The sequence below is a fragment of the Mesorhizobium sp. B3-1-9 genome, from assembly GCF_006439595.1.
Taxonomy (GTDB): domain Bacteria; phylum Pseudomonadota; class Alphaproteobacteria; order Rhizobiales; family Rhizobiaceae; genus Mesorhizobium.
The window spans coordinates 84,500-110,323 of record NZ_VFTJ01000001.1; the positions used below are offsets into that span (position 1 = coordinate 84,500).

A 25,824-nucleotide genomic window follows, 5' to 3' on the forward strand; every position below is an offset into this window, starting at 1 on the left:
AAAAACACTATATTTCGGCGCTAGGGCATGATCCCGAAAAGTGGGAACCGGTTTTCGGAGAAAGATCATGCTCCAACGAAGAGTTAGATCGTGAGGGCGGTTCAACGAAACGCCATCACGATCTAGGAATGCAGACGATGAACTCGAAAGTGCAAAGCCTGAAGACGTTTTTCGGCAAAGCTGGCCGGGTCGCTCTCGTCGAGGTGGGGGCCACCAAAGGCTCGACACCGCGCGAGGCCGGCGCCTTTATGCTTGTCTCTTCGTCATCGATCTTCGGTACGATCGGGGGCGGTCAGCTCGAATATATGGCGATCGACAAGGCGCGGCAGATGCTGTGCTCCTCGCCTCGCGACAACGGGGAGGGTGAACAGGCCCGCATAGAGGTCGATGAGGTCTGCGCCACGCTCGACGTGCCGCTCGGGCCGGAAATCGGCCAATGTTGCGGCGGACGTGTCGAAGTGTCGATCCGCCTCGTCGATGGTTCGGTGGAGCAGCAACTGATCGCCAACGCCGAAGCCGAAGAGGCGCATCTTCCGCATGTCTATCTCTTTGGCGGCGGCCATGTCGGCCAGGCGCTGGCCGCGTCGCTGGCGCTGCTGCCGATCCACGTCGCCGTCGTCGAAACCCGCGCCGACGCGCTGGAAGGCATGCCGGAAACGGTGGAGACCCGGCTGACGCCGATGCCCGAAGCAGTAGTGCGCGAGGCGCCGGCTGGGTCGGCCTTCGCTATCCTAACGCATGACCATGCCTTGGATTTCCTGATCGTCGCCGAAGCATTGAAGCGCGGAGATACCGCCTATGTCGGCATGATCGGTTCGAAAACCAAGAAAGCCACCTTCCGGAACTGGTTCCTGAAGTCGGCCGAGGGCAGCGAGGCCGAATTCAATCGCCTCATCTCGCCGATCGGCGGCAATGCGGTGAAGGACAAGCGGCCGCCGGTGATCGCCGCGCTTGCCGCCGCCGAGATCATGACCGCGCTGGTGTCGCGTGCCTCGGACACGCCAAGCGCGGCCAGTGCTGAAAAGGCGATGGCCGGCTGATCCGGCCGGCCAAGCAAGAACAGTCCCCGGTTATTCCTTTTCCTGCGTGTGCGCCTCGAGGAACCACAGCAATTTATCGAGCGAGCGAGAATAGGCGGTGAAGATATCGGCGGTGTCGGCATCGCCGGCGTCGTCCGCCTCGTCGATCGCTTCGCGGGTCAGCTTGGCCGCCGCCGCATAGCGGTCGATCAGCGCCGCCAGATGATCCTTGGTCTTGTGGATGTCGGTCGGATAGGGTTTTAGCCTGGTCGTCTTCGACACGTCCTGCGAGGTGCCATGCGCGGTGCCGCCGAGCTGGACGGCGCGCTCGGCGACGATGTCGACATGGCCGTCGATCTCCTCGCGGAATTCATCGAGCATCTCATGGATGGCGATGAATTGCGGGCCTTTGACGTTCCAGTGCGCTTGCTTGGTGATCAGGGCCAGGTCGATGGCGTCGGCAAGCCTGGCGTTGAGCAGGTCGATCGATTCCTTCTTGGCATCGGATTTGAGGTCGTTCTTGGTGACGATGGCGTCCATGGTTGGCTCCTGTCGCGCTGCGTCGATGGCTGGGAACTGAAGGACGGCCCGAACGACCGCCAATCGTCAAAACGGCGATGGGTCGAATTTCGTTCCGCATTGGATTGAAGCGCTGGCTCCGATCGCAGATGTGACTGGCGCTCACCGCTGCTCGCCGCTTTCTTCATTTCCCAAGACGGCCCGAAACGTGTTTGTTGCGCCCACGCACAACGAGGCCAGGAACATGGATGTATTGAAGATCGCAGCATTTTCAGACGGCAACACCGGCGGTAATCCGGCCGGCGTGGTGATTGGCGAAGCCTTGCCCGATGCGGCCGACATGCAGCGCGTCGCGGCCGAAGTCGGCTTTTCGGAAACCGCCTTTGCCGCGCCCGAAGGCGATCAATGGCGCGTGCGCTACTTTTCGCCAGAGTCGGAAGTACCGTTCTGCGGCCACGCCACCATCGCGCTTGGCGCGGCGCTGGTCGGAAAATTCGGCGACGGCACTTTCAGGCTGACCCTCAACCAGGCCGACATCACCGTCGAGGGTTTTCGCAATGGCGCCAACTTTGCCGCCGCCCTGCGGTCGCCGCCGACGCGCAGCCGGCCGGCGCCGAAGGAACTGGCCGGCGAGGCGCTCGCCTTGTTCGGCTATGAGCCGGGCGATCTCGATCCCGCCATTCCGCCGGCGCTCATCCATGGAGGCGCCGATCATCTCGTGCTGGCGCTGAGGTCGCGCGAGGCGTTGGCCGCCATGGCCTATGATCTGAGGCAAGGCCAGTCCTTCATGCGGCGCGAAGGCCTGGTCACGATCCTCCTCGCCCACGCCGAGACGCCGCGCCTCTTCCACACGCGCAATCCATTCGCTTCCGGCGGCGTCTATGAGGATCCGGCGACAGGGGCGGCGACCGCGGCCTTTGCCGGCTATCTGCGCGACCTCGGCTGGCCGCATGGCGGCTCGATCGACATCGTCCAGGGCGAGGACATGGGCATGCGTTCGCGCCTCCATGCCGATATTCCGCCGGCCGCCGGCAGCTCGATCAGGGTGTCCGGAGCAGCCCGGCTGATGGATTGAACAAACTTAGATCGGCCGCTTGAGGCCGAGATGTTCGCGCAGCGTGCGGCCTTCATAGTCCTTGCGGAACAGCCCGCGCCGCTGCAATTCCGGCACGACCAGCGTCGCGACGGCGTCGAGCTCGCCCGGGAACCAGGACGGCATGACGTTGAAACCGTCGGCGGCGCCGCCTTCGAAGCGGGCCTGCAACTCGTCGGCGATCTGCTCCGCCGTGCCGACGATCCGCCAATGGCCGCGCGCGCCGGCAAAATAGCGCGCGAGCTGGCGGATCGACAGGCCATCGCGACGCGCCTGCTCGATGACCAGCGCCTGCCGGCTCTTCATGCCTTCGCTTTCCGGCAGTTCGGGCAGCGGCCCATCGATCGGATAGCGGCCGAGGTCGGAAATGCTGAGATAGCTGGAGAGCAGCGCCACGCCGACATCGTCGGGGATCAATTCCTGCAGCGCGTCGTATTTGGCCTGCGCCTCGGCTTTCGTGGCGGCCACGATCGGCGCGACGCCGGGCATGATCTTCACGTCGTCCGGCTGTCGCCCATAGGCGGCGAGCCGCCCCTTGAGGTCGTCGTAAAAGGCCTTGGCTTCCTCGAAAGTCTGCGCCGCCGAGAACACGACATCGGCGGTGCGCGCGGCAAGATCCTTGCCGTCGTCGGAGGCGCCCGCCTGCACCATCACCGGCGCGCCTTGCGGCGAGGGCGGGATGTCGAGTGGATCGCGCACGGAAAAGCTCTCGCCGTCATGGCCGGCGACGCGCCGGTTCCACAACCCGGTGATCACCGTGGCGAATTCCCGCGCCCGCGCATAACGGTCGGCATGCGGCCGCAAGCCCGTCGCGCCGAAATTCGCGGCCTCGATCGGACTGGCCGAGGTGACGAGGTTCCAACCGGCCCGACCGCCGCTCAGATTGTCGAGCGAGGCAAAAGTCCGCGCCAGGCCGTAGGGCTCGTTGTAGCTGGTCGATGCCGTGGACACGAGGCCGATGCGATCGGTCTGCGCGGCCAGCGCCGAAAGCAGGCTGATCGGCTCGAAGCCGATCGAGCGCGAGGTCTGGCTGGCGATGTTGATATTGGTCTCGCGCAGTCCGGCGGCGTCCTCGCAGAACACCATGTCGAACTTCGCCGCTTCGGCCGTCTGCGCCAGCTTTATGTAATGGTCGATGTCGATGCCGGCTCTCACATGCGCGTCCGGATGACGCCAGGCGGCGATGTGATGGCCGGTCGCCCACAAAAACAGGCCGAGCTTCATCTGACGCGCGCTCATGGCTTGCTATCCTCACTCAACCCAAGGCGATCGCGCAGCGTTTTGCCCTGTGCCTTGGCAAATCCGTGTCGCTTGAGTTCCGGCAGCAATCGCTCGACAAAAGCCTCCACGGCGGCAGCCCGAGGCTGCACAGTCAGAACGATGCCGTCGCAGCCGGATGAGAGGCATAGGTCCTCCAGACTACGGCCATCGTGTTCGGGCACTGCATCGGCCATCGCCAGCACCTTGATCGCCACCGGGTCGCGCCCTGCTTCGTGCGCCCTGCGTTTGATCTCATCGCGGGTCGCTCTCGCGCCCGACGGTTCAAGCTTGTCCAGCAGCACGACATCGGCGCGGCGGCTGGCGAAATCGAGCTCGGTCCCTGCCAAGCCGGACATCACCAGCACTGGCACGTCTTGCGGCGAACGGGCGACATTGAGCGGCCCGCGCACCGAGAAGAATTCACCGGCGAAGTTCGCCGGATGCATCTTGTCCGGATCGTGGAAGCGGCCTGATGCCTTGTCGAACAACAAGGCGTCATGTTCCCAGCCGATCCACAAGAGCCGCACAATGTTGATGAACTCCCAGGCGCGGCGGCGAAAATCATCCTCGGAGAAACCTTCCGGCCGGCTGAAATTCGCAGCTTCGCGCGGGTTCTGCGCCGTCGTGGCGTTCCAGCCGACGCGGCCATGGCTGATGATGTCGAGCGAGGCAAAGCGGCGCGCCAGGTTGTAGGGCTGATGCGCGAGCGTCGAGGCGCTGGCGACGAGTCCGATCTTGTCGGTCACCGTCGCCAAAGCGGCCAGCAGCGTGGTCGCTTCGAATGGGCTGCTCGATGGCTTATCGGCGGAGTCGGAAATGATGACCATGTCCACGCCCGCCGCTTCCGCCTTGCGCACGAAGCTGCTGATCTGGTCGAAGCTCAGGACGTCTTGTCCGTCGGTGGCGGCGATGCTGAGCGAAATGGCGAGATGCATGGTGCGGTCCTTCGGTCGCCTTGAAAATCGGCAGCCGTTTTGGCTACCAACCTAGGCTCGCTTTCGCGCAAGGCAACGGGAGCAAGTGGGCCACCGGACTGTCACTTGCCAGCCAGCCTCGCGTGTGTCGAGTTGGAGGTCTTGACGGCCCGAAGGCGATTAGCCTGAACGCCCGTCAAGTCGTCATTCCATGGCGGAGCAAGGAGCGAAGCGACGCGGCGCAGACCATTCCGTGACTTCGAAGCGTTGCGACGGTGCAGAATTCTGCTCCGCAGCACCCTACGATCAAAATCACGGATGGATTCTCGGGTCTGTGCTCCGCTTCGCGTCGCTCCGCCCGTGGATGACGACGTCACGGATGCTTCGGCCAATCGCGACACAACGCTACCAGCCCTTACTTTCCGGCCAAGAGGTCCTTGATCAGCCGCTGGCAGCGCTCGGCCATGAAGTCGAGCAGCAGCCGCACCTTCGGATCCTGCAGCTTCTTGTGCGGATAGACGGCGGCGAACTGCACCGGCGTCGGCGGCGCCTGGGGCAGGATCACCTTCAGCCGCCGGTCGCGGATGAATGGCTCGACCTCGAAACGCGGCTTGTTGATGATGCCGCGTCCCGACAAGGCCCAGCCGGTCAGCACGTCGCCGTCGTCGGTGTCGTAGGGACCGTGCACCTCGAATTTTTGCGGTCCGCTCGGCGTCTGCAGCGTCCAGACATATTCGCGCGCGCCGGCATAACGCAGCATCAGGCAGTCGTGCTTCTTGCCGATCAGTTCCTGCGCCTCGGCCGGCTCGCCGCGCGCTTCCAGATATTTCGGCGCCGCCACCAGCACGCGCTCGCATTCCATGATGCCGCGCATCCTGAGGCTCGAATCCTCGATGATGCCGAGCCGGAAGGCGACGTCGATGCCTTCCTTCATGATATCGACATTGTGGTCGGAGAGCCTGAGCCGCACCTCGATATCGGGGTATTTGTCGTGGAAATCCGGAATGCCGGAAGCGATCAGCCGCCGGCCGAGGCCGAGCGGCGCCGTGACCCTGATAGTGCCGCGCGGCTGGCCGGAAAGTGCCGCGACCGCGGCTTCCGCTTCGGTGATCGCGTCCAGCACCTGCTTGGCGCCGGTATAGAACACCGTGCCGTGCTCGGTCGGCATCAACTGCCTTGTGGTGCGGTTGAACAGCCTGACTCCGAGATGCTTTTCCAACTCCTTGATGCGGTTGGAGGCGACCGCCGGCGAAATGCGCATGTCGCGCCCCGCCGCCGACAGATTGCCGAGCTCGACGACACGGACGAAGACGGCAATGTTGTCGAGATAGGCCATGCGGCGGCTTCCGTGGCTCTGAAAAGGCTGGGCAAAGCAAGCTAGTATTTTTTATTTTTTTTTGAAAGTCATCGCGCACCTCGCCTCTTTTCGTTTGCGCTCCAGCCCGTAAAGTCCCTCTCATCGGCAAGGACGAGTTCCCAGGGGCCACTCGATGACGGATTTCGCGATTTTCTGGGACTGGCTGAGTTTTGCGGTCCGCTGGCTGCATGTCATCACTGGCATCGCCTGGATCGGCTCGTCCTTCTATTTCGTTGCCCTCGATCTTGGGCTCCGCCAGCGTCCCAGCCTGCCTGCCGGCGCCTTCGGCGAGGAATGGCAGGTGCATGGCGGCGGCTTCTACCACATCCAGAAATATCTGGTGGCCCCGGCCGAGATGCCGGAGCACCTCGCCTGGTTCAAATGGGAATCCTACGCCACCTGGCTGTCGGGCTTCGCTATGCTCTGCGTGGTCTACTATGCCGGTGCCGATCTCTTCCTGATCGACCCCAACGTGCTCAACATCTCGGTGCCGGTCGGCATCCTTCTGTCGCTGGCCACCATCGGCGTCGGCTGGATCGTCTACGACCTGCTCTGCCGCTCACCGTTGGGTAAAAGCGATACCGGGCTGATGCTGGTGCTCTACTGCGTGCTGGTGTTCATCGCCTGGGGGCTTACACACCTTTTCACCGGCCGCGCCGCTTTCCTGCATCTCGGCGCCATCACCGCCACGATCATGTCGGCCAATGTCTTCATGGTCATCATCCCCAACCAGAAGATCGTCGTCGCCGACCTGATCGCCGGCCGCAAGCCCGACCCGAAATACGGCAAGATCGCCAAGCAGCGCTCGCTGCACAACAACTACCTGACCTTGCCGGTCCTGTTCCTGATGCTGTCGAACCACTATCCGCTGGCCTTCGGCACCCAGTTCAACTGGGTCATCGCCTCGCTGGTCTTCATCATCGGCGTGCTGATCCGGCACTATTTCAACACGGTGCATGCGCGAAAGGGCAACCCGACCTGGACCTGGCTGGGCGCCGCCGTGCTGTTCATGATCATCATCTGGCTGTCGACCGTGCCGAAAGTGCTGACCGGCGAGCCGAAGGCTTCCGCCGCGTCGGCCGCCGCCCAGGTCTACATCGCTTCGGCCCACTTCCCGGCCGTGCGCGACACCGTGCTCGGGCGCTGCTCCATGTGTCATACGGAAGAGCCGGTCTATGAAGGCATCTACCATGCGCCGAAGGGCGTGCTGCTCGACACCGACGAGCGCATCGCCGAGCATGCGCGCGAGATCTATATCCAGGCTGGCCGGGCGCATGCCATGCCGCCCGCCAACGTCAGCCACATAACCGACCAGGAACGGGCCCTTCTGGTCGCCTGGTTCGAAGGCGCCGGAAAGTGAGCATGACATCGAAACTTCTGCGCGGCCGCACGCTCTCCTTCCTGCGCTGGCCCGAAGCGATAGACGACCATTCCGCCTGGCGCTACGAGGAGGATGGCGGGTTGCTGATCGACAACGGCAAGATCGTTGCCGCCGGCTCCTATGCGGACGTCTTGAAGAAGGCGGGCGCCGGTGTCGAGACGATCGACCATCGTCCGCATCTCATCCTGCCGGGCTTCCTCGACGCCCATGTGCATGTGCCGCAGATGCAGATCATCGCCTCTTACGGCGCCGAGCTGCTCGACTGGCTGAACAAATACACGTTTCCGGAAGAATCGAAATTCCAGAACGCGCAGCACGGGCGCCGCATCGCCAGGCTGTTCCTCGACGAGATGTTGCGGCATGGCACGACGACGGTCGCTGCCTATTGCTCGGTGCACAAATCTTCCGCCGAAGCCTTCTTCGCCGAGTCGCATGAACGCAACATGCTCAACATCGCCGGCAAGGTGATGATGGACCGCAACGCGCCGGACGGCGTGCTCGACACGCCTCAGACCGGCTATGACGATACCAAGGCGCTGATCGCCGAATGGCACGGCAAGGGCCGCCAGCTCTATGCCATCACGCCGCGCTTCGCCATCACCTCCTCGCCCGAGCAGATGGAGATGGCCGGCGCGCTGTGCCGCGAATATCCCGATCTCCACATGCAGACGCATCTGTCGGAAAACCACGCCGAGATCGCCTTCACCCAGGAGCTCTATCCCTGGTCGCGCGACTACACCGACGTCTATGAGCATTACGGCCTGCTCGGCAAAAAGAGCCTGTTCGGCCACTGCATCCATCTTTCCGAGCGTGAGGCCGATGCGCTGTCGCGATCGGGTTCGGTCGCGGTGTTCTGCCCGACCTCCAATCTTTTCCTGGGCTCCGGCCTGTTCGATTATCAGCGCTATCGCCGGCGCGAGGCACCGCTCAGGATCGCGGCCGCCACCGATGTCGGCGGCGGCACCAACTATTCGATGCTGCGCACCATGGATGAAGGCTACAAGGTCATCGCGCTGAACGGTGAGAAGCTCAACCCTTTCCAGTCCTTCTGGCAGTTGACGCGCGGCAATGCCGAGGCGCTGTCGGTGGCCGACAAGGTCGGCACGCTGGACGAAGGCACCGATGCCGATCTCGTCGTGCTCGACGCCCACGCCACGCCGGGCATGCGGCTCAGGATGGAGACGGTGGAAACGCTGGCGGAAGAACTCTTCCTGCTGCAGACGCTGGGCGACGACCGTGCCGTGCGCGAGGTCTATGTGGCGGGGCGGCCGGCGAAGAGCGCCATTGCGGCGTGAGCTTTGATGCGCTCTCGGCTTGACCCGGCGTCAGTCATCGGCCAAAGCGTGCCTCGACGCTGACAGGGGAACGCCATGGCCACCGCCGACGACATCGCTCTGATCAAGAAACAGGAAGCCACGCTGGTCTTCCCGGCCTTCGACGAGGCCGTCGCTTTCAAGATCGGCTCTGCCATCAGGGACCGGGCGCTGAAGGAAAACCTGCCTGTTATCGTCGACATCAGGACCTTCGACCGGCCGCTCTTCTACGCCGCGATGCCGGGCTCGAATGCTTCCAATCCCGACTGGGCGCGGCGCAAGATCAACGTCGTGAAGCGCTATCTGAGAAGCACCTATCGCCTGGTGCTGGAGCAGCAGCGACCGGACCGCACGTTCAAGATCGGTGAGGGTCTGGACATCGCCGACTATGTGTTGGCCGGCGGCGGCTTCCCGGTCACGGTGAAAGGCGCCGGCGTCATCGGTGTCATCGCGGTCTCGGGCCTGCCGGAACGCGAGGATCATGGCGTCGTCGTCGACGCGCTTTGCGCTCATCTTGGCATCGATGCGAGCGGGCTCGCGCTGCCGCCGGAAGAAAAATGACCGACCCGAAAAGCTTCCTGACGTCGATCTTCAACGCCGCCGTCGCCGCCGCCGACCCGGAAAGGACGATCCGCAGTCATTTGCCAGCGAAGCCGAAGGGCCGCACCATCGTCATCGGCGCGGGAAAAGGCTCGGCGCAGATGGCGGCAGCCTTCGAGAAGGTCTGGGACAGTCCCGTCGACGGCCTTGTCGTCACCCGCTACGGTTACGGTGCCAGATGCGAGCGTATCGAAATCATCGAGGCGGCGCATCCGGTGCCGGATGCCGCCGGCCTGGAAGCCTCGCGCCGGCTGCTTGAGAAGGTACAGGGCTTAACCGCTGACGATCTGGTGGTAGCGCTGATCTCCGGCGGCGGCTCGGCTCTGCTGCCGTCGCCCGCTGCCGGATTGACGCTCGCCGACGAGATCGCCGTCAACGAGGCGCTGCTTGCCTCCGGCGCGCCGATCGCGGCGATGAACACTATCCGCAAGCATGTCTCGACCATCAAGGGTGGACGCCTGGCCGCGGCCGCTCATCCGGCGCGCGTGGTGTCGCTGGTCGTCTCCGACATCCCGGGCGACAACCCGGCGCTGGTTGCTTCGGGACCGACCATTCCCGACACAGGCAGCCGCGAGGATGCGCTGGCGTCGATCGCCGCCTATGGCATGAAGCTGCCTGCTTCGGTGATGGCGCACATTCAGTCGCCCGCCGCTGACGCGCCGCGTCCCGACGATCCGCGCTTCGCCGGCAACGAGGTGCACCTGACCGCCTCCGCCGGCGTCTCTCTGGAAGCGGCCGCCGCCGAAGCGGAGCGGCAAGGCATCGAGGCAGTCATCCTCTCGGATTCGATCGAAGGCGAGGCGCGTGAGGTCGGCGGCGTGCATGCCGCGATCGCGCGCGAGGTGGCGACCCGCAATCGCCCCTTCGCCAAGCCCGTGCTCATCCTCTCCGGCGGCGAGACCACTGTGACCTTGCGCGCCAAGGGCAAGGGCGGCCGCAACTCGGAATTCCTGCTTGCCTTCGCCATCGGCATCGACGGCGTGAACGGCATACATGCGTTGGCCGCCGACACCGACGGCATCGACGGCTCCGAGAACAATGCCGGCGCTTTCGCCGACGGCTCGACCGTGGCGCGCATGCGTGCGGCAGGCGCCGACGCCAAGGCGATGCTCGCCGGCAACAATGCCTGGACGGCGTTCAATGCGGTCGGGGATTTGTTTGTCCCGGGTCCGACCGGGACGAACGTCAATGATCTACGGGCGATTCTGATCAATCAGATAGCGAAGGCCTAAGCAGCCATCAACTGCCTCACCTTCCGCATATCCTGCAAAAACCGGTCCCTCTCCGCCTCCTTGTCCTCCCGATCGCGGATGCGCAGGATGAAGGAGGGGTGGATGGTCACAAACACGCGCAAGCCATCCTCGCGCTCGATCACATCGCCGCGCATCTTGGTGATCGGCACCGCCTTGCCGAGCAGCGACTGCGCCGCCGTCGCGCCGAGCGCCACCACGAGGTTCGGCTTGACGAGGTCGAGCTCCTTGTCCAGCCACCAGCGGCAGGCCTGGATTTCGCCGGCATTGGGCTTCGAATGGATGCGCCTCTTGCCGCGCGGTTCGAATTTGAAGTGCTTCACCGCATTGGTCACATAGACCTTGCGGCGATCGATTTCGGCGTCGTCCAGGGTGCTGTCGAATATTCTGCCGGCCGGGCCGACAAATGGCTTGCCGGCCAGATCCTCCTGATCGCCTGGCTGTTCGCCGACGAAGACCACGTCCGCGCTTTCCGGTCCTTCGCCGAACACGGTCTGCGTTGCGTCATGCCAAAGCGGGCAGCGGCGGCAGCCTTTCGCCTCTTCGCGCAACTCCGGAATGTCTTCGGCTTCAGGCGCCACCACATCGGCCGGCTCGGGCGTCGGCCAATGCTTGACCTTCACCTTGGCATGGTGCGGTGCTGGGGTGGTTGGCATCCGGGCGATCATCTCTGACGCGGCTCTGTCTGCTCCTGCTATCAAATCTGGAATGAGCGAGGCCACGGGAAGGTTCCGCCAATATTTCTTCGGCATCTCCTGCCGTCGCCAAAGCGCGATCGCCGCGCCTGTCAGGCCCTGTGCTCACACCTCGTGCAGATAGAGATGATAATCCAGCTCGCTGACGGTGCGGGCGACACGCAGATATTCCGCCTGCTTGATCGCCACGAAGGTGCGATGCAGGTCGGCGCCGAGCGCTGATTTCAGGAAATCGGAGCCCCTGGCCGCCTCGATCGCGGCGCGCCAGTCGGCCGGCATGGTCGACTTCTCCGGGGCCTGCTCGTAGCCATTCCCGGTCGTCTCGGGGCCGGGGTCCAGACCCTCATCCAGGCCTTTGACGATGCCGGCCAGCACCGTTGCGGCGATCAGGTAAGGATTGGCGTCGACGCCCGACGGCCGGTGCTCGATGCGGCGGTTCTTGGCGTCGCCCGCCGGCACGCGCAGCGCCACCGAGCGGTTGTTGACGCCCCATGTCGGCGCCACCGGCGCGTAGGATTGAGCGACGAAGCGCCGCCATGAATTAGCGTGCGGCGCGAACACCAGCATCGATTCCGCCATGGTGTGGATGAGGCCGCCAAGCGCATTGAGCAGTGTTGGCGACCACTTTTCACCGGCGGCCTCGGTGAAGACGTTCCGGCCCGCATCGTCCTGCAGCGAGACATGGAAATGCATGCCCGAGCCGGCATAGGCCTCGATCGGCTTGGCCATGAAGCAGGCGGTGACGCCGTGCCGGCGCGCCTGTGCCCTGACCAGCCGCTTCAGCATGACGAGGTCGTCGGCCGCCCGCATCACGTCCTTGCGATAGTTGAGCGTCAGCTCGTACTGGCCGGGCGCGTACTCGGAGATTACCGTCTCGGCCGGAATGCCTTGCGCCTTGGCGGCCGCGTAGATGTCGGAAAACAGCGGCTCCATGCCATGCAGATGGTCGACCGAATAGACCTCGGTCTTGGCCGAACGGCGGCCGTCGAGCACCGCGCGGGCGGCTTGCACCTTGCCGTCCGCGTCGCGTTCGTTGGCAAGGAGAAAAAATTCGAGTTCGAAGGCGCCGGCCGGATGCAGGCCGCGTGCCGCCAGCAGTTCCACCTGCCTTGCCAGCACCAGCCGTGGGTCTGAGGTCATCGGCTCGCCGTCGAGGTGGTGCATCGACATCAGCACCTGGCCGCGCGGCGGTTTGGTGCCGAAGAGCGGCGCCAACGTGCCTGGGATCGGCCATGCGCGCAGGTCGCCGTCGCCGGTGTCCCAGACCAGCCCGGTTTCGTGCACGTCCTCGCCGGTGATGTCGAGGCCGAGGATCGAGATCGGAAGATGCCGGCCGCTCTCGAAAATGCCCATCAGCTCGTGCCGGCGCACGATCTTGCCGCGACCGATGCCGTTGGCGTCGGTAAGCACGATGTCGAAAGCCTCGATCTCGGGATGCGCGTCGAGAAAGGCTTTCGCCTCGGCGGGCGTCGAGCCGGAGGGCGAAGTTGTTACGGCGTTCGGATTGTCCATCGCCGCTTTTCTCACGCCGTAAGCCTTGCCGCAACCGCGGCGAAGGCGGCGATCAGCCGGCTCACTTGCGCTGAAGTCGTTGCCGGCGAGATAAGCATCATGTTGTGGAACGGCGCGATCAGCACGCCGCGATTGACCAGCGCCACATGGATGGCGGCTTCCAGCTCCGGCGCATGCGCCTTTTCCGCCTCGCCACCGTTCCCGAGCGGCCCGGGCGCGCAGATGAACTCGACGCGGGCGCCGACACGCGCCACATGCCAGGGCAGCTTGTTGCGCGCGATGACGGCGGTCAGTCCGGCGTCGAGGCGGCGCGCCAGCCGGTCCATATGGCCGTAGGCCTCCTCGGTCATCACCTCTTCCAGCGTCGCCCGCATCGCCGCGAATTGCAGCGGGTTCGCCGACAGCGTCGTGCCCATGCCGGAATAGCCGGGCTCCTTCACCCGGTTGTAGGCGCTGTAGCGCGTGGCGACCTCCTCGCTCATGCCCCAGATGCTCGCCGGCACGCCGCCCGCTACCGGCTTGCCGAGCACGAAAAGGTCCGGCTCCAGCCCGTGCTTGCGCGTATAGCCGCCGGGGCCGGTCGAAATCGTGTGCGTCTCGTCGATCAAAAGCAGCGTGCCGGCATCGCGGGTCAAACGTCGCAGCGCGTCGTGAAAGCCCGGTTCCGGCAGCACCATGCAGGAATTGGTCAGCACCGGCTCGGCGATGACGCAGGCGACGTCGCGGTCAGCCAGCGCTGCTTCCAATGCGGCAACATCGTTGAATTCGACAACCTTCGTTGCCCGTGGCAGGTCGCGGAATTCGCCGGCCAGGCCCGGCCGGTTCACAGGCTTGCCGTCGATCAGCCGCACCATCGTCTCGTCGACCGAGCCGTGATAGCAGCCGTTGAAGACCAGGATCTTCTCCCGCCCGGTCACGGCACGGGCGACGCGCAGCGCGAAGCGATTGGCGTCGGTGGCGGTCGTGGCGATCTGCCAGTAGGGCAGGCCGAAGCGCTGCTGCAGCAGCGCGCCAATCGCCAGCGCATCCTCGCTCGGCAGCATATAGGTCAGCCCGCGCCCGGACTGCCTGCGGATGGCGCGGGCGACCGCCGGCGGCGAATGGCCGAGCATCGAACCGGTGTCGCCGAGGCAGAAATCGTCGAGCTTGTTGCCGTCGATGTCGGTGATGGTGGCGCCTTTCGCGCCCTCGACCAGGATCGGGAACGGCGTCGGCCAGTCGGTCATCCAGTGCATCGGCACGCCGCCGAGAAATCCGGCGATGCCGTTGCCCAGCTTCGCCTCGGATTTCGGCCGTGCCTTACGGAAGGCGGCCGCCTCTGTCTCGCGCAATTCGGCGATGCGGGCGACGTCGATGCCGCCGATGGAAGTTTGGTCGATTGAATGCATGAAGCCCCCTCAGTAGGCAGTAGGCAGTAGGCAGTAGGCAGTAGGCAGTAGGCAGTAGGCAGTAGGCAGTAGGCAGTAGGCAGTAGGTGCCGTCGTCCCTAAGCTATTCCCTACTGCCTACGCAGCGATATCGATCACGCCGCAATCGCCGGCGGCGCTGCCGAACACGACGCGGCGTTCTTCCTTGTCCCACATCATCGACGTGATGGCGCCCTTGCCGGGGCGGCGCAGCAGCACTTCCTTGGCGTCGGCGAAGCGCGCCGCGATCACCATGCCGTCTTCGTAGCCGATCGCCACGACATCCTGGCTCGGATGGCAGGCAACGCATGTCACCATGGTGTTGCCGCGCGTGCCGAGCTCCAGCGGCGCCTTGCCCATCGGCCCGTCTTTGCTGGCGAAGGGCCAGACGATCGCCGCCGGCGCGCCCGAGCTCGCCAGCCATTTGCCCTTCACGCTCCAGGACAGGCTTTTCACCTTGCCCGGATAGCCGCTCATGCGCATGTGCTTGCCGTCGGCAAGCTTCCAGCCATGCAGCGCGTTTTCCTGCATGGTGGTGACGAGGAAGGCGCCGTCCGGCGAAAAGATGATGCCGGTATGGGCACCGGCCCATTCGAGCTCCACCGGCTTGCCCTCGGCGGCCGGGAAATGCAGCGTCGCGCCATTGTAGCGGGCGACGCCGAAACGCATGCCCTTCGGCGAGAAGGCGAGCCCCTCCACCGAGCGCGGATGGTTAAATTCCTTGATCTTGCCGTCGGCGAAACGCACGAAGGCGGTCTTGCCCGAGGCATAGGCGATAGCGCCCTGCGGCCCCGAGGCGACGCTGGTGATCCACTTTTTGCCGGCGCTGGCCAGTTCGTCCACCTCGCCACCGGCCTTCACGGCAAACACCTTGCCGTCCTCGCCGCCGGTGATCAGCCGGTCGTTGGCCGCGTCGTGGAAGGTGGCAAGCAGGCCGTCATTGGCCTGCACCGTCTTTTGTCCATTGTCCAACCGATGGATCGCGCCATCGGCCAAAGCGAAATGCGGCACGTCGTTGAGGAACACGGCCGCAACGCAATGGCCTTCGAGATCAAGCGGGGCGACTGTGGGCATGCAAGCGGTCCGTTCGAGATTAGCCAGCGCGGCTGGGTGTGGCTCCACCTTCTCCCCCTTGTGGGAGAAGGTGGATTGGCGCGTAGCGCCAAGACGGATGAGGGGGGAACGGATCGCCGTCGCTGCCAAGCTGGAGCACCCTCATCCGACCTCGCTTCGCGAGGCCACCTTCTCCCACAAGGAGAGAAGGACGAAGGGGCAGCGCTAGCGCCTGAAAGTCAGGAAATCAAGCCGCTTGGCAGGCTTCAAAACTCTTGCGCAACCGCTCGGCGTCGAGATCGCGGCCGATGAAGACCAGCCGGCTTTCGTGTTTCTCGCCGTCCTTCCATGCGCGCTGGTGGTCGCCTTCGAGGATCATGTGCACGCCTTGCAGAACGTAGCGGTCCTCGTCGCCCTTCAGCGCGATGATGCCCTTCAGCCGCAGGATGTTAGGTCCTTCCATCTGGGTCACTTTCTCGATCCAGGGGAAGAATTTCTTCGGGTCCATCTCGCCGCCGCGCAGCGACACCGACTTCACCGTCACGTCGTGGATGTCGGAGGCATGGTGGTGATGGTGATGATCGTGGCCGTCATGATGATGGTGGTCGTGGTCGCAGTCCGGCCCGCATTCATGATCGTGATCGTGGTCGTCCGCGTCGAGGAAGTGCGGATCGTTCTCCAGCGCGCGCGACAGGTCGAAGGCGCCGCGGTCGAGCACTTCGCTAAGCGCCACGCCGGAGCGCTGGGTGCGATGGATCCTGGCCGCCGGGTTGATGGCGCGGATCGTCGCTTCGACCTTTTCCAGCTCTTCGGGCGTGACGAGGTCGGTCTTGTTCAGCACCACCACGTCGGCGAAGGCGATCTGGTCCTCGGCCTCCTTGGAGTCCTTCAAGCGCAGCGGCAGGTGCTTGGCGTCGACCAGCGCCACAACCGCGTCGAGCTTGGTCTTGGTGCGCACGTCGTCGTCCATGAAGAAGGTTTGCGCCACCGGCACCGGATCGGCGAGGCCGGTGGTCTCGACGACGATGGCATCGAAGCGGCCAGGCCGTTTCATCAGGCCTTCGACGACACGGATCAGGTCGCCGCGCACCGTGCAGCACACGCAGCCATTGTTCATCTCGTAGATTTCCTCGTCGGATTCGACGATCAGGTCGTTGTCGATGCCGATCTCGCCGAACTCGTTGACGATGACGGCGTAGCGCTTGCCGTGATTCTCCGACAGGATGCGGTTGAGCAGCGTCGTCTTGCCCGCGCCGAGATAGCCGGTGAGAACGGTTACGGGGATTTGCGTCTGTGTATCGCTCATGGTTTGCCTCGAAAATCTTGGCCTCGAAAATCTTGGATTGTCGGCCTCATATAGGATGGGTGCCGCGCTTTTGCACGCGCCAAACCGATGGACCAGGCCGGCCTCTAGGCGGGATGGCGCCAAGCGCGGATCAGCGGCGGCCGAGGCGGGCCAAACTCAGGAGCCGCGCGGGCGCCCAATGGCCTTCACCAGCGTCCGCTGTGAATCTCTCCGGCGCAAAAGTCGTTTGTCATCTAACTGAAATAAACATCTGGCATCACCTGCGCGGGCACCGCAATGCTTGCCGGCAAAGCGTTCTGCAAGCCGGACTCTTTAGATCGTCATTTGCCAGCCGTCGGACAGCCTCTATGCTTGCCCGCGCCGGTTCGGCCGAAGAGGGAACGACCATGGCCAAGGCGGACAAGACAGCGACAATGAGCCGGCTGCATTCGGCGGCAAGGCTGGCGCGCACGGCGCTCGCCGCGCGGCTTCTGGCGCACGGCTTCTACGCCGGCCAGGACCAGATCATGCTGGCGCTCGACCGCGAGGACGGCCAGACCCCAGGCAATCTCGCCGGCCGGCTCGGCGTGCGCCCGCCGACCATCACCAAGACCATCAACCGGCTGCAGGCCCAGGGTTTCCTCGAAAAGCGCGCCTCCAACGCCGATGCCCGGCAGGCCCATATCTTCCTCACCGAGTCCGGCCGCGAAACCATCCGCGCCATCGAGAAGTCGGTCAAGAAGACCGAGAAGCAGGCGCTGAAGGGCCTCGACAAGAAGGACCAGAAAGCGCTGTTCAAGCTGCTCGCCCGTATCGAGGCGAACCTGTCGAACGAAGACCTGGTGCTCATGGACGACGACGCGGAGTTGGACGAAGCGTAAGCGCGACGCGCAGCGTCGTCGCTTAACCGCGAGACGGTCCCATTAACGAGCGACGCGCAAGCGTCGTCTCGAGCGACCTAAGCGCGATGCACAGCATCGTCGCTCCACGCACCACCCAAGCATCGGCGGCTTAGCGGAAAGGCGACGATGCTGCGCATCGCGCCTGAGGGCCATCACCGCACGTCTCGCCGTTGAGCGACGATGCTGCGCATCGCGCTTACGCGCTTACCAGCGCCGCCCAACGTCCTGGCGTCAATCCAAACGCCTTCTTGAAATGCCGGTTGAAATGGCTCTGGTCGCTGAAACCGGCGGCAGCGGCGATCTCCGCCAGCGACTCTCCCTCGGCGATCATGCGTCGCGCCCTTTGCAGTCTCCGCATCAGCAGGAAGCGATGCGGGCTGGTCGAATAGGTGGCGCGAAAATGGCGCGACAACGCGTAACGGTCGAGGCCTGTAACGGCTTCCAGCTCATCGGAGCGCACCGGCCGCTCGGCATTTTCCTCGAGATAGTCGCGGGCAAGCGCGGCGGCGCGCCATGCGGTCTTGCCTGTCGACTTTGCCGGCTGTCCGGCGTGGCGTTTCAGCTGTTGCGCCAGCTGCGCAACGAAATCCGCCACGAACAGGTCGCCGAGCGCTTCGTCCAGCGGCGCCAGCGCCGACAACAGCGTGTCGCGCAGCGCCGGATCGTCGACCACGGCGTCACGGACGAAAGGCAGCGGCTCGCCGCTGAGGCAGTCGAGCAGCAGGGACGGCTCCAGATACAGGATCCTGTAGCGCAGGCCGTCTTCCGTTCCGGCGCCGCCATCGTGCAATTCGTCCGGATGCAGCACGATCGCCTGGCCCGGCAGGCTGTGTTGCAGCGCGCCGCGATAGTGGAAGCGCTGCACGCCGTGCAACGTCACGCCAATGGCATAGGTGTCGTGCCGGTGCAGCTCGAAGGCATTGCCGTGGAAGCGCGCCTCGATGCGCTCGAGGCCCGAGCCGCCCGGCGCCGAAACGATGCGATCGCCGTTGGCCGCATCCGCGCACGAACGTTCAAGACCTGCTTTCGCTTCTTCGCCTAGAGCCTGCGCCATCGCCTTTCCCGCCCGTCACGGGCCGTCTCGGAGTCTCAATCTTGGTGTTCGATACGAAAATTGCAATTGTCCTGAGAGAGGACCTGCCGGTGTGGCAGAAGCTCAACGTCACCGCGTTCCTGACCAGCGGCATTGTCGCGCAGTTCCCCGAAATCATTGGCGAGGCTTACCGCGACCGCGCCGGCAACCTCTACAACCCGATGTCGATCCAGCCGGTCATCGTCCTCTCCGCCGATGCGGCGACGCTGGGCACGATCCATCGCCGGGCATTGGAGCGTGGCGTGACGACGTCCGCCTATGTCGAGGAAATGTTTTCAACCGGCCATGATGCCGCCAACCGCGCCGTCTTCGCCGGATCCGCGCCGGACGATGCCCGGATCGTCGGCATCGCCTTGCGCGGCGACAGAAAGCTAGTCGACAAGATAACCAAGGGCGCCCGCATGCATGGCTGAACGCCGGGGCGTTGTTGCAGTGGCCGCTTTTGGTCCGGCCACGTCGGACAATTGCCTTGCCGGCAGGCTTTGATTGCCGCAAAGGTGGGCTTCCGCCTTTGTTTTCCTTTCGGCCTGAATTTGTCTGTTTCCCGAACCCAAGACGACAGCGCAACGCCGCCCGCGGCGATGCTTCTGATGCTTTGCGTCTATGTCTGCTTCACCTTTCTCGACACCTCCAGCAAATATCTGGTGCTGGCCGGCGTCTCGGCGCTGATCGTCGCCTGGACCCGTTTCACCGTGCATGTGCTGCTGGTCGGCCTTTTCCTGCGCGGATGGCGCGAGCCGGCACGTTTTCGCGCCAACAACCTGCCGGCGCATATCTTGCGCGGATGCATGCTTTTCGGCTCGACCATGTTCAACATCCTGGCACTCAAGACGCTGCAGCTGGCGGAGACCACGTCGATCTATTTCTTCGGCCCGATGGTCATCACCGCGCTTGCCGGGCCGCTGCTCGGCGAATGGGCCGGCTGGCGGCGCTGGCTGGCGATCCTCACCGGCTTTGTCGGTGTTCTGATCATCACCCGGCCTGGCGTGGGCGTGTTCGGCATCGGCCATCTATTCGCGCTCTGCTCGATGCTGTCGAACAGTTTCTACGTCATCATGACGCGGCGCATGTCGGCGACGGAAACGTCGGAAAGCCTGATCCTGTTCTCGGCGCTGGCGCCGTCGGTGCTGCTGGCTCCGATGCTTGCCTTCTCGCCTGCGCTGCCGCACGGCGGCTTTCAATGGCTCATCGTCCTGATGCTGGGCGTCTTCGGGGCGGGCGGCCACTATTTGCTGGTCCGGGCCTATCGTCTGGCGACCACGACGCAACTCGCGCCCTATCCCTATTCGCAGATGGTGTGGATGATCATTTCCGGCTGGCTGATCTTCCACCAGTTCCCCGATCGCTGGACGTTGCTGGGTGCCGCCATCATCGTTGCCAGCGGCCTCTACATCATCCACCGCGAGCACCGGCTTCGCGTCCGCAACTCCGCCTCACTCGACACCGAAGCCGAGGCGCTGGCGAAAAAACTTTGATTTACGCCGAATCCGGTGGCATAAGGCCGTTTTAAAAAATTTAAAGATTTTGAATCCAAGGACCCTGGGGAGCGAAGGGCACTGGCACAGAAGATCAAGCTTTCGACGATCGCGGATGCGCTCGGCGTCTCCACGGCAACGGTATCGCTGGCGCTGCGCGACAGCCCGCTGGTCGCCGGCGCCACGCGCGAGCGCATCAAGGAGCACGCTCGCGCCATCGGCTATATCTACAACCGCCGCGCCGCCTCGCTGCGCACCTCGCGCTCCGGCATCGTCGGCGTCGTCGTGCACGACATCATGAATCCGTTCTTCGCCGAGATCCTGCGCTCGATCGAAAGCGAGCTCGACCGCAGCCGCCAGACCTTCATCCTGTCCAACCACTACGACCAGTTGGAAAAGCAGCGCACCTTCATCGACACGCTGCTGCAGCTCGGCGCCGATGGCGTCATCATGTCGCCGGCCATCGGCACGCCGGCCGAGGATATCATCATGGCCGAGGAAAACGGCCTGCCGGCGGTGCTGATCGCGCGCACCGTCGCCGGCGCCGACGTGCCGGTGTTCCGCGGCGACGATGCCTATGGCACCGCTCTTGCCACCAATCATCTGATCTCGCTCGGCCACAAGCGCATCGCCATGGTCGGCGGCACCGACCAGACCTCGACCGGCCGCGACCGTTACCAGGGCTATCTCAACGCGATGGAGGCGGCCGGCCTGGAGGTGAAGCCGTCCTGGCGCATTCCCGGGCCACGCACCAAGCAGGCGGGTTTCGAGGCCGCGGGGCAGTTTCTGGCGCTGAAGGACAGGCCCACCGCCGCCTGCTGCTGGAACGATCTGGTCGCGATCGGGCTGATGAACGGCATCGCGCGCGCCGGCCTCGTGCCGGGCGTCGATATCTCCGTGACCGGCTATGACGACCTTGAGGAGGCGGCGATCGCGACGCCGGCCCTGACCACGGTCTGGAACGGTCAGCGCGAGGTCGGCCGCCGCGCCGCGAGCGCCTTGCTCGACAAATTGAACGGGCAGGCGGTGCGGCCCTCGCAGGAGCTGATCAAGCCGGAACTGCACGTGCGGCAGTCGACCGGCAAGCCGGTGGAGCGTGCATGACCAAGGCCGAAGGAAAATTGCCGGTCGCCATCCTGGTGCCGGGCGATTTCAACGACCATGCCGTTGGCCGCATCGACGAGACGTTCAAGCTTGTGCGGATCGAACGCGCCGACCCTGGGCTGGTGACGGACGAGATGCGCGCCACGGTGCGTGGCATCGCCTCCTATGCAGGCATCGACGCGGCGATGATCGACGCGCTGCCCGATCTCGAGATCATCGCCAGCTTCGGCGTCGGCTATGATTCGGTCGACGCCAATCATGCGGCGAAGCGAGGCGTCATGGTCACCAACACGCCCGACGTCTTGACCGAGGAGGTTGCCGACACCGCCATCGGCCTTTTGATCAACATCGTGCGCGAGCTCTACGCCGCGGAGAAATGGCTGCGCGACGGCGACTGGGTGGAGAAGGGCAATTATCGCCTGAGCCGGCTTACCTTGCGCGGCCGCAGCATTGGCATTTTCGGCATGGGCCGCATCGGCCGTGCCGTCGCCCGTCGCCTTGAAGCCTTCGGCCTGCCGATCGCTTACCACAACCGCCGCAAGGTCGAAGGCCTGCCTTACGAATATCATGCCACGCTGAAAGGCCTCGCCGAAGCCGTCGACACGCTGATCTGCATTGCCCCGGGCGGGGCCGCCACGGAGAAAGCGATCAATGCCGCGATCCTGTCGGCGCTGGGTTCGAACGGCGTCTTGGTCAACATCGGCCGCGGCTCGACGGTGGACGAGGCGGCGCTGGCCGCCGCCCTCGAGAGCGGCACCATCGCGGCCGCCGGGCTCGACGTCTTTGCCGATGAGCCGAACGTGCCGCAGGCTCTGCTCGACGCTCCCAACACCTCGCTTCTGCCGCATGTCGGCTCGGCGTCGGACCACACCCGCCGCGCCATGGCCGATCTGTGCGTCGACAATCTCGTCGCCTGGTTCACCGAGCGCCGGCCGCTGACGTCGGTGCCTGAGACGCTCAACGTCAAGGCGCGCGTCTGAAGCGTTTCGCCGTTTCATGGAAACGGCGAACGGCCTATCTCTTTGTTTTGGTGCAATTCCGGACGGAAACCCGACCTGGAATTGCTCCAATCCGCACACGTCGCCACATCTATTAACGCCCAGTTAACCCTTTGGAATGATTCTGCATACTTGGTTATGTGCGGAGAGACAGGGTGAAGCTGTTCGTTGGCCTGGTGGCGTCGGTCGCGTTGTTCGGGGGCGTTCAGTTCCTGCATGGCGGCAACGGCCAAAGCGTGGCCACGGAAGTCGCCTCGACAAACACTTACCGGCTGACCGCCAATGGCGATGAGGCGGCCTGCGCCATTCACCGCGGCGCCGAAGTCTCGGACGGTCTGTCGTTGCTTTCCGTCGCCCCGAACTGCCGCAAGCTGATGCCTGGCATCGAGCACGCGAAATTCTGGCGCGAACAGACCGACGGCTCGGTCGCCTTCAGCGAGAACGGCATCGATCCGATCGTCGCCTTCGGCGTTGCCGATGGCGACGGTTATGAATCCTACGCGCCGGCCGCGCCGCTTCTGGCGCTGACAGGTGACGGCCGGTAATCTCAAGGCGTGGTCTTTTTGCAACTTCGGATAGGAAAGCATCCCCGATGTGCTTGCCTGTCTTGCAATGCAACCAAAGTGGAATAAGTTCGTCGTGGCTTTGGGGTGCTTAAATGAAGTCCTTTCTTCTCGCTTCGACCATTATCGCCTTGTTTCCGGCCAGCGCTTTCGCCGCCGACGTGCTTTCTCCTGCTGCTCCGGCAGCTTATGAGTGGAGCGGTTTCTATGCCGGTGTTCAACTCGGCTATGGCTGGGGAAAAGTCGATAGTCACGATTCCTCGATAGCCACTGGCGCTTCCGACTGGGCCGACTCCTGGAACAGCAACGGCGTCCTCGGCGGTATTCATATCGGCTACAACCAGGCTTACGATCAATTCGTTCTTGGCGCCGAAGCCGACATCGAAGCCTCGGGAATGAGCGGCTCGGTGGATTCGGCCTTTGCAGGCAATATCAAGACCAGGATCGACGTGCAGGGGTCGCTGCGAGCGCGCCTTGGCTATGCGATGGGGCCGGCCCTCCTTTACGCCACGGGCGGTCTCGCCGTCGCTCACTTCGACACCAAATATGATGATGGCGGAACGACTGACAGCTCATCCAACACCAAGGCCGGGTGGACGGTGGGCGCTGGCGTCGAATATGCATTCGCACCGAACTGGACGACGCGCGTCGAGTATCGCTACAGCGATTTCGGCAAATTCACCGACAATCCGGCAACCGATAGCAGCTTCTTGTACCCGACGCATGTGACTACAAACGCCGTGCGCGTCGGCTTCAGCTACAAGTTCTGATCTGAATGGTGGAAGGCGGCGCTTGAGGCGCCGCTATCTCTATTCTGCTGCGGCGCGGGCGCCTGCCCTTGCTGCCGCATGCAGGCGCACGGCATCGCCGAAAGCCTTGAAGATCTTGGCGGAATTGCTGTCCGACTTCACCCAGTATTCGGGGTGCCATTGCACGCCGACCGCGAAGGCGCGGGCATCCTTGACGGAAACCGCTTCGATCGTGCCGTCGCTAGCCAAAGCCTCGACCTTGAGCCTGGAGCCCAGCAGGTCGATCGCCTGGCGATGCAGGGAATTGACCTTGATTTCACCGGCGCCAAACACCCCGGCAAGGCAGCTTCCGGGCTTGATCGAAATCGTCTGGTGGATGCCGAAGCGCTCGTCCTGATTGTCGCTCACCGGCGCGCGGTGGTCGAGCGAGCCCTCGCGCTCCTGGATCTCGGTGCCCAGCGTGCCGCCGAGCGCGACGTTCAGTTCCTGGATGCCGCGGCAGATGGCTAAAAGCGGCACGCCGCGCTCGAGTGCCTTGCGGATCAGCGGCAGCGTGGTGGCATCGCGCGCCGGATCGTAAGGACCGTTGGTCTCGCTCGGGTCCCCGCCATAGAGCGAAGGATGCACATTGGACTTCGAGCCCGTCACCATGACGCCGTCGACCGACGACAGCAATTCATCGAGGTCGAGCCGATCGCCGAAGGACGGCACCAGCAAGGGAAACACGCCGGCGCCCGCGACGGCCGCTTCCAGGTACTGCTGAGGGGCTGCGTGCCAGGTGTAGTTGTCGAACTGGCGGACGTCGGTCGAGACGGCGACGAGCGGTTGCTGCATTTTGGGTTTGGTTTCCATCAGGCCAAGGAATTGTTCTGCCTATAAAATAAGCGATCCGTCGCGGCTTTTCCATGGCAAGTTTGGCCGCCTTGCATAGGCCAGGAAAGAGAACGTTAGACTATAGTTGCAGGCGGTTGCGGAATGGCGGCAACCTCTGCCCGCGGCGCTGGACTCGACTTCTTGCCTGTGTATGTTTCTCCCCCAACCGATCCGGGCACCGACGATGCCCTCGCATCGGTCAGCTGATCCGCAAGGGAGGAAACTTAATGGATCGTCGTTCGTTCATTCGCAAGGCCGGCGCGTCCGGCGTGGGCGCCGCCGCCGCGGCCGCGGCACTTGCCACGCCGGCCATTGCCCAGTCCAACCCGAAAGTGACCTGGCGGCTTGCGTCATCCTTCCCGAAGTCGCTCGACACGATCTATGGCGGCGCTGAAGTCTTCTCCAAGATGCTGTCTGAGGCGACCGACGGCAATTTCCAGATCCAGGTCTTCGCTTCGGGCGAGCTGGTGCCCGGCCTGCAGGCCGCCGACGCCGCTGCCGCCGGCACCGTCGAAGCGGCGCATACGGTCGCCTATTATTACTGGGGCAAGGATCCCACCTGGGCGCTCGGTGCCGCCGTGCCGTTCTCGCTCAACGCGCGCGGCATGAATGCCTGGCACTATCATGGCGGCGGCATCGACCTGTTCAACGAATTCCTCGGAGCGCAAGGGTTGTTCGGCCTGCCGGGCGGCAACACCGGCGTCCAGATGGGCGGCTGGTTCCGCAAGGAAATCAACAGCGTCGCCGATCTGTCGGGCCTCAAGATGCGCATCGGCGGCTTTGCCGGCAAGGTCGTCGAGAAGCTTGGCGTGGTGCCGCAGCAGATCGCCGGCGGCGACATCTACCCGGCACTGGAAAAGGGCACCATCGACGCCGCCGAATGGGTCGGCCCCTATGACGACGAGAAGCTCGGCTTCTATAAGGTCGCGCCCTATTACTACTATCCCGGCTGGTGGGAAGGCGGCCCGACCGTCCACCTGCTGTTCAACAAGGCAAAATACGAAGAACTTTCGCCGACTTACAAATCGCTGGTGCGCACCGCGGCGCAGGCCGCGGACGCCAACATGCTGCAGAAATACGACTATGTGAATCCGCCGGCGGTGCGGCGGCTGGTGGCTGGCGGCGCCAAGCTCAGGCCGTTCAGCCAGGAGATCATGGCCGCCTGTTTCGAGAAGGCCAACGAGGTCTATGCCGAGATGGAATCCAACAATGCGCCGTTCAAGAAGATCTGGGAATCGATCAAGGCCTTCCGCAAGGAGCACTATCTCTGGGCCCAGGTCGCCGAATACAATTACGACACCTTCATGATGGTGCAGCAGCGCAACGGCAAGCTGTAGGCCAGTCCCTTCTTCCCGTCACTATATGGGGAGAAGGTCCCGGCAGGGGGATGAGGGGCGGCGCTGGCTTCGG

The 25,824-nt window shown here is 64.1% G+C and carries 25 protein-coding genes; 14 read left to right on the top strand and 11 right to left on the bottom strand.

Annotation, left to right across the window (positions count from 1 at the left end):
- Positions 1-137: 137 nt before the first annotated feature.
- Positions 138-1,040, top strand: coding sequence for a xanthine dehydrogenase accessory protein XdhC (gene xdhC / locus FJW07_RS00370; protein WP_140853718.1), 903 nt, complete (start codon positions 138-140; stop codon positions 1,038-1,040).
- Between the two features lie 30 nt (positions 1,041-1,070).
- Here the strand turns inward: xdhC and dps are convergent, their stop codons facing one another.
- The gene (gene dps, locus FJW07_RS00375) at positions 1,071-1,559 is read right to left on the bottom strand and encodes a DNA starvation/stationary phase protection protein Dps (protein WP_140650693.1); all 489 of its coding nucleotides are present in this window, start codon (positions 1,557-1,559) and stop codon (positions 1,071-1,073) included.
- Between the two features lie 223 nt (positions 1,560-1,782).
- Here dps and FJW07_RS00380 point away from each other — a divergent pair, with 223 nt between their 5' ends.
- Positions 1,783-2,613: a PhzF family phenazine biosynthesis protein gene (locus FJW07_RS00380; RefSeq protein WP_140853720.1), complete on the top strand. Its 831-nt coding sequence runs from the start codon at positions 1,783-1,785 to the stop codon at positions 2,611-2,613.
- Positions 2,614-2,619: 6 nt separating this feature from the next.
- Here FJW07_RS00380 and FJW07_RS00385 read toward each other — a convergent pair whose 3' ends face one another.
- The 3 genes from FJW07_RS00385 to FJW07_RS00395 form a co-directional block, all read right to left on the bottom strand.
- Entirely contained in the window at positions 2,620-3,870 is a 1,251-nt protein-coding gene (locus FJW07_RS00385; RefSeq protein WP_140853722.1) for an LLM class flavin-dependent oxidoreductase, read from the bottom strand.
- Positions 3,867-4,826 carry an LLM class flavin-dependent oxidoreductase gene (locus FJW07_RS00390; RefSeq protein ID WP_140853724.1) on the bottom strand — a complete coding sequence of 320 codons (960 nt, stop codon included), beginning with the start codon at positions 4,824-4,826 and terminating at the stop codon, positions 3,867-3,869. The genes FJW07_RS00385 and FJW07_RS00390 overlap by 4 nt, the downstream gene beginning before the upstream one ends.
- Before the next feature lie 394 nt (positions 4,827-5,220).
- Positions 5,221-6,141, bottom strand: coding sequence for a LysR family transcriptional regulator (locus FJW07_RS00395; protein ID WP_140784922.1), 921 nt, complete (start codon positions 6,139-6,141; stop codon positions 5,221-5,223).
- 154 nt (positions 6,142-6,295) lie between these two features.
- Between FJW07_RS00395 and FJW07_RS00400 the strand changes: the two genes are divergently transcribed.
- The 4 genes from FJW07_RS00400 to FJW07_RS00415 all read left to right on the top strand — a co-directional run bounded on the left by FJW07_RS00400 (position 6,296) and on the right by FJW07_RS00415 (position 10,688).
- Positions 6,296-7,522, top strand: a complete 1,227-nt coding sequence (locus FJW07_RS00400; protein ID WP_140853726.1) for a urate hydroxylase PuuD — start codon at positions 6,296-6,298, stop codon at positions 7,520-7,522.
- Between the two features lie 2 nt (positions 7,523-7,524).
- On the top strand, positions 7,525-8,838 hold the full coding sequence (guaD, locus tag FJW07_RS00405) for a guanine deaminase (RefSeq protein WP_140853727.1): 1,314 nt from the start codon (positions 7,525-7,527) through the stop codon (positions 8,836-8,838).
- A gap of 75 nt (positions 8,839-8,913) precedes the next feature.
- On the top strand, positions 8,914-9,417 hold the full coding sequence (locus tag FJW07_RS00410) for a heme-degrading domain-containing protein (protein WP_140650681.1): 504 nt from the start codon (positions 8,914-8,916) through the stop codon (positions 9,415-9,417).
- On the top strand, positions 9,414-10,688 hold the full coding sequence (locus FJW07_RS00415; protein WP_140853729.1) for a glycerate kinase: 1,275 nt from the start codon (positions 9,414-9,416) through the stop codon (positions 10,686-10,688). Before FJW07_RS00410 ends, FJW07_RS00415 begins: the two co-directional genes overlap by 4 nt.
- Here the strand turns inward: FJW07_RS00415 and FJW07_RS00420 are convergent.
- The 5 genes from FJW07_RS00420 to FJW07_RS00440 all read right to left on the bottom strand — a co-directional run bounded on the left by FJW07_RS00420 (position 10,685) and on the right by FJW07_RS00440 (position 16,678).
- Complete coding sequence (locus FJW07_RS00420; protein ID WP_181182526.1) at positions 10,685-11,458, bottom strand: UdgX family uracil-DNA binding protein; 774 nt, start codon at positions 11,456-11,458, stop codon at positions 10,685-10,687. The two genes, FJW07_RS00415 and FJW07_RS00420, sit on opposite strands and share 4 nt — an antisense overlap.
- A gap of 48 nt (positions 11,459-11,506) precedes the next feature.
- Positions 11,507-12,913 (bottom strand): glutamine synthetase family protein, encoded by a 1,407-nt coding sequence (locus tag FJW07_RS00425; RefSeq protein WP_140647119.1) that lies wholly within the window; start codon positions 12,911-12,913, stop codon positions 11,507-11,509.
- 11 nt (positions 12,914-12,924) lie between these two features.
- The gene (locus FJW07_RS00430; protein ID WP_140853733.1) at positions 12,925-14,301 is read right to left on the bottom strand and encodes an aspartate aminotransferase family protein; all 1,377 of its coding nucleotides are present in this window, start codon (positions 14,299-14,301) and stop codon (positions 12,925-12,927) included.
- A 117-nt stretch (positions 14,302-14,418) separates the two neighbouring features.
- Complete coding sequence (locus FJW07_RS00435; RefSeq protein WP_140786067.1) at positions 14,419-15,393, bottom strand: WD40 repeat domain-containing protein; 975 nt, start codon at positions 15,391-15,393, stop codon at positions 14,419-14,421.
- Between the two features lie 226 nt (positions 15,394-15,619).
- A complete protein-coding gene (locus tag FJW07_RS00440; protein ID WP_140644702.1) occupies positions 15,620-16,678 on the bottom strand; it encodes a GTP-binding protein in 1,059 nt (352 codons plus the stop codon).
- A gap of 386 nt (positions 16,679-17,064) precedes the next feature.
- On the opposite strand from FJW07_RS00440, the gene FJW07_RS00445 reads away from it, so the two are divergent.
- On the top strand, positions 17,065-17,538 hold the full coding sequence (locus FJW07_RS00445) for a MarR family transcriptional regulator (RefSeq protein ID WP_040988911.1): 474 nt from the start codon (positions 17,065-17,067) through the stop codon (positions 17,536-17,538).
- 217 nt (positions 17,539-17,755) lie between these two features.
- On the opposite strand, the gene FJW07_RS00450 is transcribed toward FJW07_RS00445, so the two are convergent.
- Positions 17,756-18,613, bottom strand: a complete 858-nt coding sequence (locus FJW07_RS00450) for an AraC family transcriptional regulator (protein WP_140853735.1) — start codon at positions 18,611-18,613, stop codon at positions 17,756-17,758.
- A gap of 44 nt (positions 18,614-18,657) precedes the next feature.
- Here FJW07_RS00450 and FJW07_RS00455 point away from each other — a divergent pair, with 44 nt between their 5' ends.
- The 6 genes from FJW07_RS00455 to FJW07_RS00480 all read left to right on the top strand — a co-directional run bounded on the left by FJW07_RS00455 (position 18,658) and on the right by FJW07_RS00480 (position 23,562).
- Positions 18,658-19,065 carry a DUF2000 family protein gene (locus FJW07_RS00455; RefSeq protein ID WP_140853737.1) on the top strand — a complete coding sequence of 136 codons (408 nt, stop codon included), beginning with the start codon at positions 18,658-18,660 and terminating at the stop codon, positions 19,063-19,065.
- 177 nt (positions 19,066-19,242) lie between these two features.
- Positions 19,243-20,127: a DMT family transporter gene (locus FJW07_RS00460; protein WP_140702846.1), complete on the top strand. Its 885-nt coding sequence runs from the start codon at positions 19,243-19,245 to the stop codon at positions 20,125-20,127.
- An 81-nt stretch (positions 20,128-20,208) separates the two neighbouring features.
- On the top strand, positions 20,209-21,231 hold the full coding sequence (locus tag FJW07_RS00465) for a LacI family DNA-binding transcriptional regulator (RefSeq protein WP_140644706.1): 1,023 nt from the start codon (positions 20,209-20,211) through the stop codon (positions 21,229-21,231).
- A complete protein-coding gene (locus FJW07_RS00470; protein WP_140853739.1) occupies positions 21,228-22,211 on the top strand; it encodes a 2-hydroxyacid dehydrogenase in 984 nt (327 codons plus the stop codon). Before FJW07_RS00465 ends, FJW07_RS00470 begins: the two co-directional genes overlap by 4 nt.
- A 173-nt stretch (positions 22,212-22,384) precedes the next feature.
- Complete coding sequence (locus tag FJW07_RS00475) at positions 22,385-22,774, top strand: hypothetical protein (RefSeq protein WP_140853741.1); 390 nt, start codon at positions 22,385-22,387, stop codon at positions 22,772-22,774.
- A gap of 149 nt (positions 22,775-22,923) precedes the next feature.
- Complete coding sequence (locus FJW07_RS00480; protein ID WP_181175211.1) at positions 22,924-23,562, top strand: outer membrane protein; 639 nt, start codon at positions 22,924-22,926, stop codon at positions 23,560-23,562.
- 39 nt (positions 23,563-23,601) lie between these two features.
- Here FJW07_RS00480 and FJW07_RS00485 read toward each other — a convergent pair whose 3' ends face one another.
- Positions 23,602-24,375 (bottom strand): gamma-glutamyl-gamma-aminobutyrate hydrolase family protein, encoded by a 774-nt coding sequence (locus FJW07_RS00485; RefSeq protein WP_140853743.1) that lies wholly within the window; start codon positions 24,373-24,375, stop codon positions 23,602-23,604.
- A gap of 266 nt (positions 24,376-24,641) precedes the next feature.
- Between FJW07_RS00485 and FJW07_RS00490 the strand changes: the two genes are divergently transcribed.
- Complete coding sequence (locus tag FJW07_RS00490; RefSeq protein WP_140644711.1) at positions 24,642-25,751, top strand: TRAP transporter substrate-binding protein; 1,110 nt, start codon at positions 24,642-24,644, stop codon at positions 25,749-25,751.
- Positions 25,752-25,824 lie beyond the last annotated feature (73 nt).

Excerpts from the sequence above, each read along its gene's own strand:
- xdhC (WP_140853718.1), top strand. The coding sequence starts at position 138 with ATGAACTCGAAAGTGCAAAGCCTGAAGACGTTTTTCGGCAAAGCTGGC.
- dps (WP_140650693.1), bottom strand. The coding sequence starts at position 1,559 with ATGGACGCCATCGTCACCAAGAACGACCTCAAATCCGATGCCAAGAAG.
- FJW07_RS00380 (WP_140853720.1), top strand. The coding sequence starts at position 1,783 with ATGGATGTATTGAAGATCGCAGCATTTTCAGACGGCAACACCGGCGGT.
- FJW07_RS00385 (WP_140853722.1), bottom strand. The coding sequence starts at position 3,870 with ATGAGCGCGCGTCAGATGAAGCTCGGCCTGTTTTTGTGGGCGACCGGC.
- FJW07_RS00390 (WP_140853724.1), bottom strand. The coding sequence starts at position 4,826 with ATGCATCTCGCCATTTCGCTCAGCATCGCCGCCACCGACGGACAAGAC.
- FJW07_RS00395 (WP_140784922.1), bottom strand. The coding sequence starts at position 6,141 with ATGGCCTATCTCGACAACATTGCCGTCTTCGTCCGTGTCGTCGAGCTC.
- FJW07_RS00400 (WP_140853726.1), top strand. The coding sequence starts at position 6,296 with ATGACGGATTTCGCGATTTTCTGGGACTGGCTGAGTTTTGCGGTCCGC.
- guaD (WP_140853727.1), top strand. The coding sequence starts at position 7,525 with ATGACATCGAAACTTCTGCGCGGCCGCACGCTCTCCTTCCTGCGCTGG.
- FJW07_RS00410 (WP_140650681.1), top strand. The coding sequence starts at position 8,914 with ATGGCCACCGCCGACGACATCGCTCTGATCAAGAAACAGGAAGCCACG.
- FJW07_RS00415 (WP_140853729.1), top strand. The coding sequence starts at position 9,414 with ATGACCGACCCGAAAAGCTTCCTGACGTCGATCTTCAACGCCGCCGTC.
- FJW07_RS00420 (WP_181182526.1), bottom strand. The coding sequence starts at position 11,458 with ATGCCGAAGAAATATTGGCGGAACCTTCCCGTGGCCTCGCTCATTCCA.
- FJW07_RS00425 (WP_140647119.1), bottom strand. The coding sequence starts at position 12,913 with ATGGACAATCCGAACGCCGTAACAACTTCGCCCTCCGGCTCGACGCCC.
- FJW07_RS00430 (WP_140853733.1), bottom strand. The coding sequence starts at position 14,301 with ATGCATTCAATCGACCAAACTTCCATCGGCGGCATCGACGTCGCCCGC.
- FJW07_RS00435 (WP_140786067.1), bottom strand. The coding sequence starts at position 15,393 with ATGCCCACAGTCGCCCCGCTTGATCTCGAAGGCCATTGCGTTGCGGCC.
- FJW07_RS00440 (WP_140644702.1), bottom strand. The coding sequence starts at position 16,678 with ATGAGCGATACACAGACGCAAATCCCCGTAACCGTTCTCACCGGCTAT.
- FJW07_RS00445 (WP_040988911.1), top strand. The coding sequence starts at position 17,065 with ATGGCCAAGGCGGACAAGACAGCGACAATGAGCCGGCTGCATTCGGCG.
- FJW07_RS00450 (WP_140853735.1), bottom strand. The coding sequence starts at position 18,613 with ATGGCGCAGGCTCTAGGCGAAGAAGCGAAAGCAGGTCTTGAACGTTCG.
- FJW07_RS00460 (WP_140702846.1), top strand. The coding sequence starts at position 19,243 with ATGCTTTGCGTCTATGTCTGCTTCACCTTTCTCGACACCTCCAGCAAA.
- FJW07_RS00470 (WP_140853739.1), top strand. The coding sequence starts at position 21,228 with ATGACCAAGGCCGAAGGAAAATTGCCGGTCGCCATCCTGGTGCCGGGC.
- FJW07_RS00485 (WP_140853743.1), bottom strand. The coding sequence starts at position 24,375 with ATGCAGCAACCGCTCGTCGCCGTCTCGACCGACGTCCGCCAGTTCGAC.
- FJW07_RS00490 (WP_140644711.1), top strand. The coding sequence starts at position 24,642 with ATGGATCGTCGTTCGTTCATTCGCAAGGCCGGCGCGTCCGGCGTGGGC.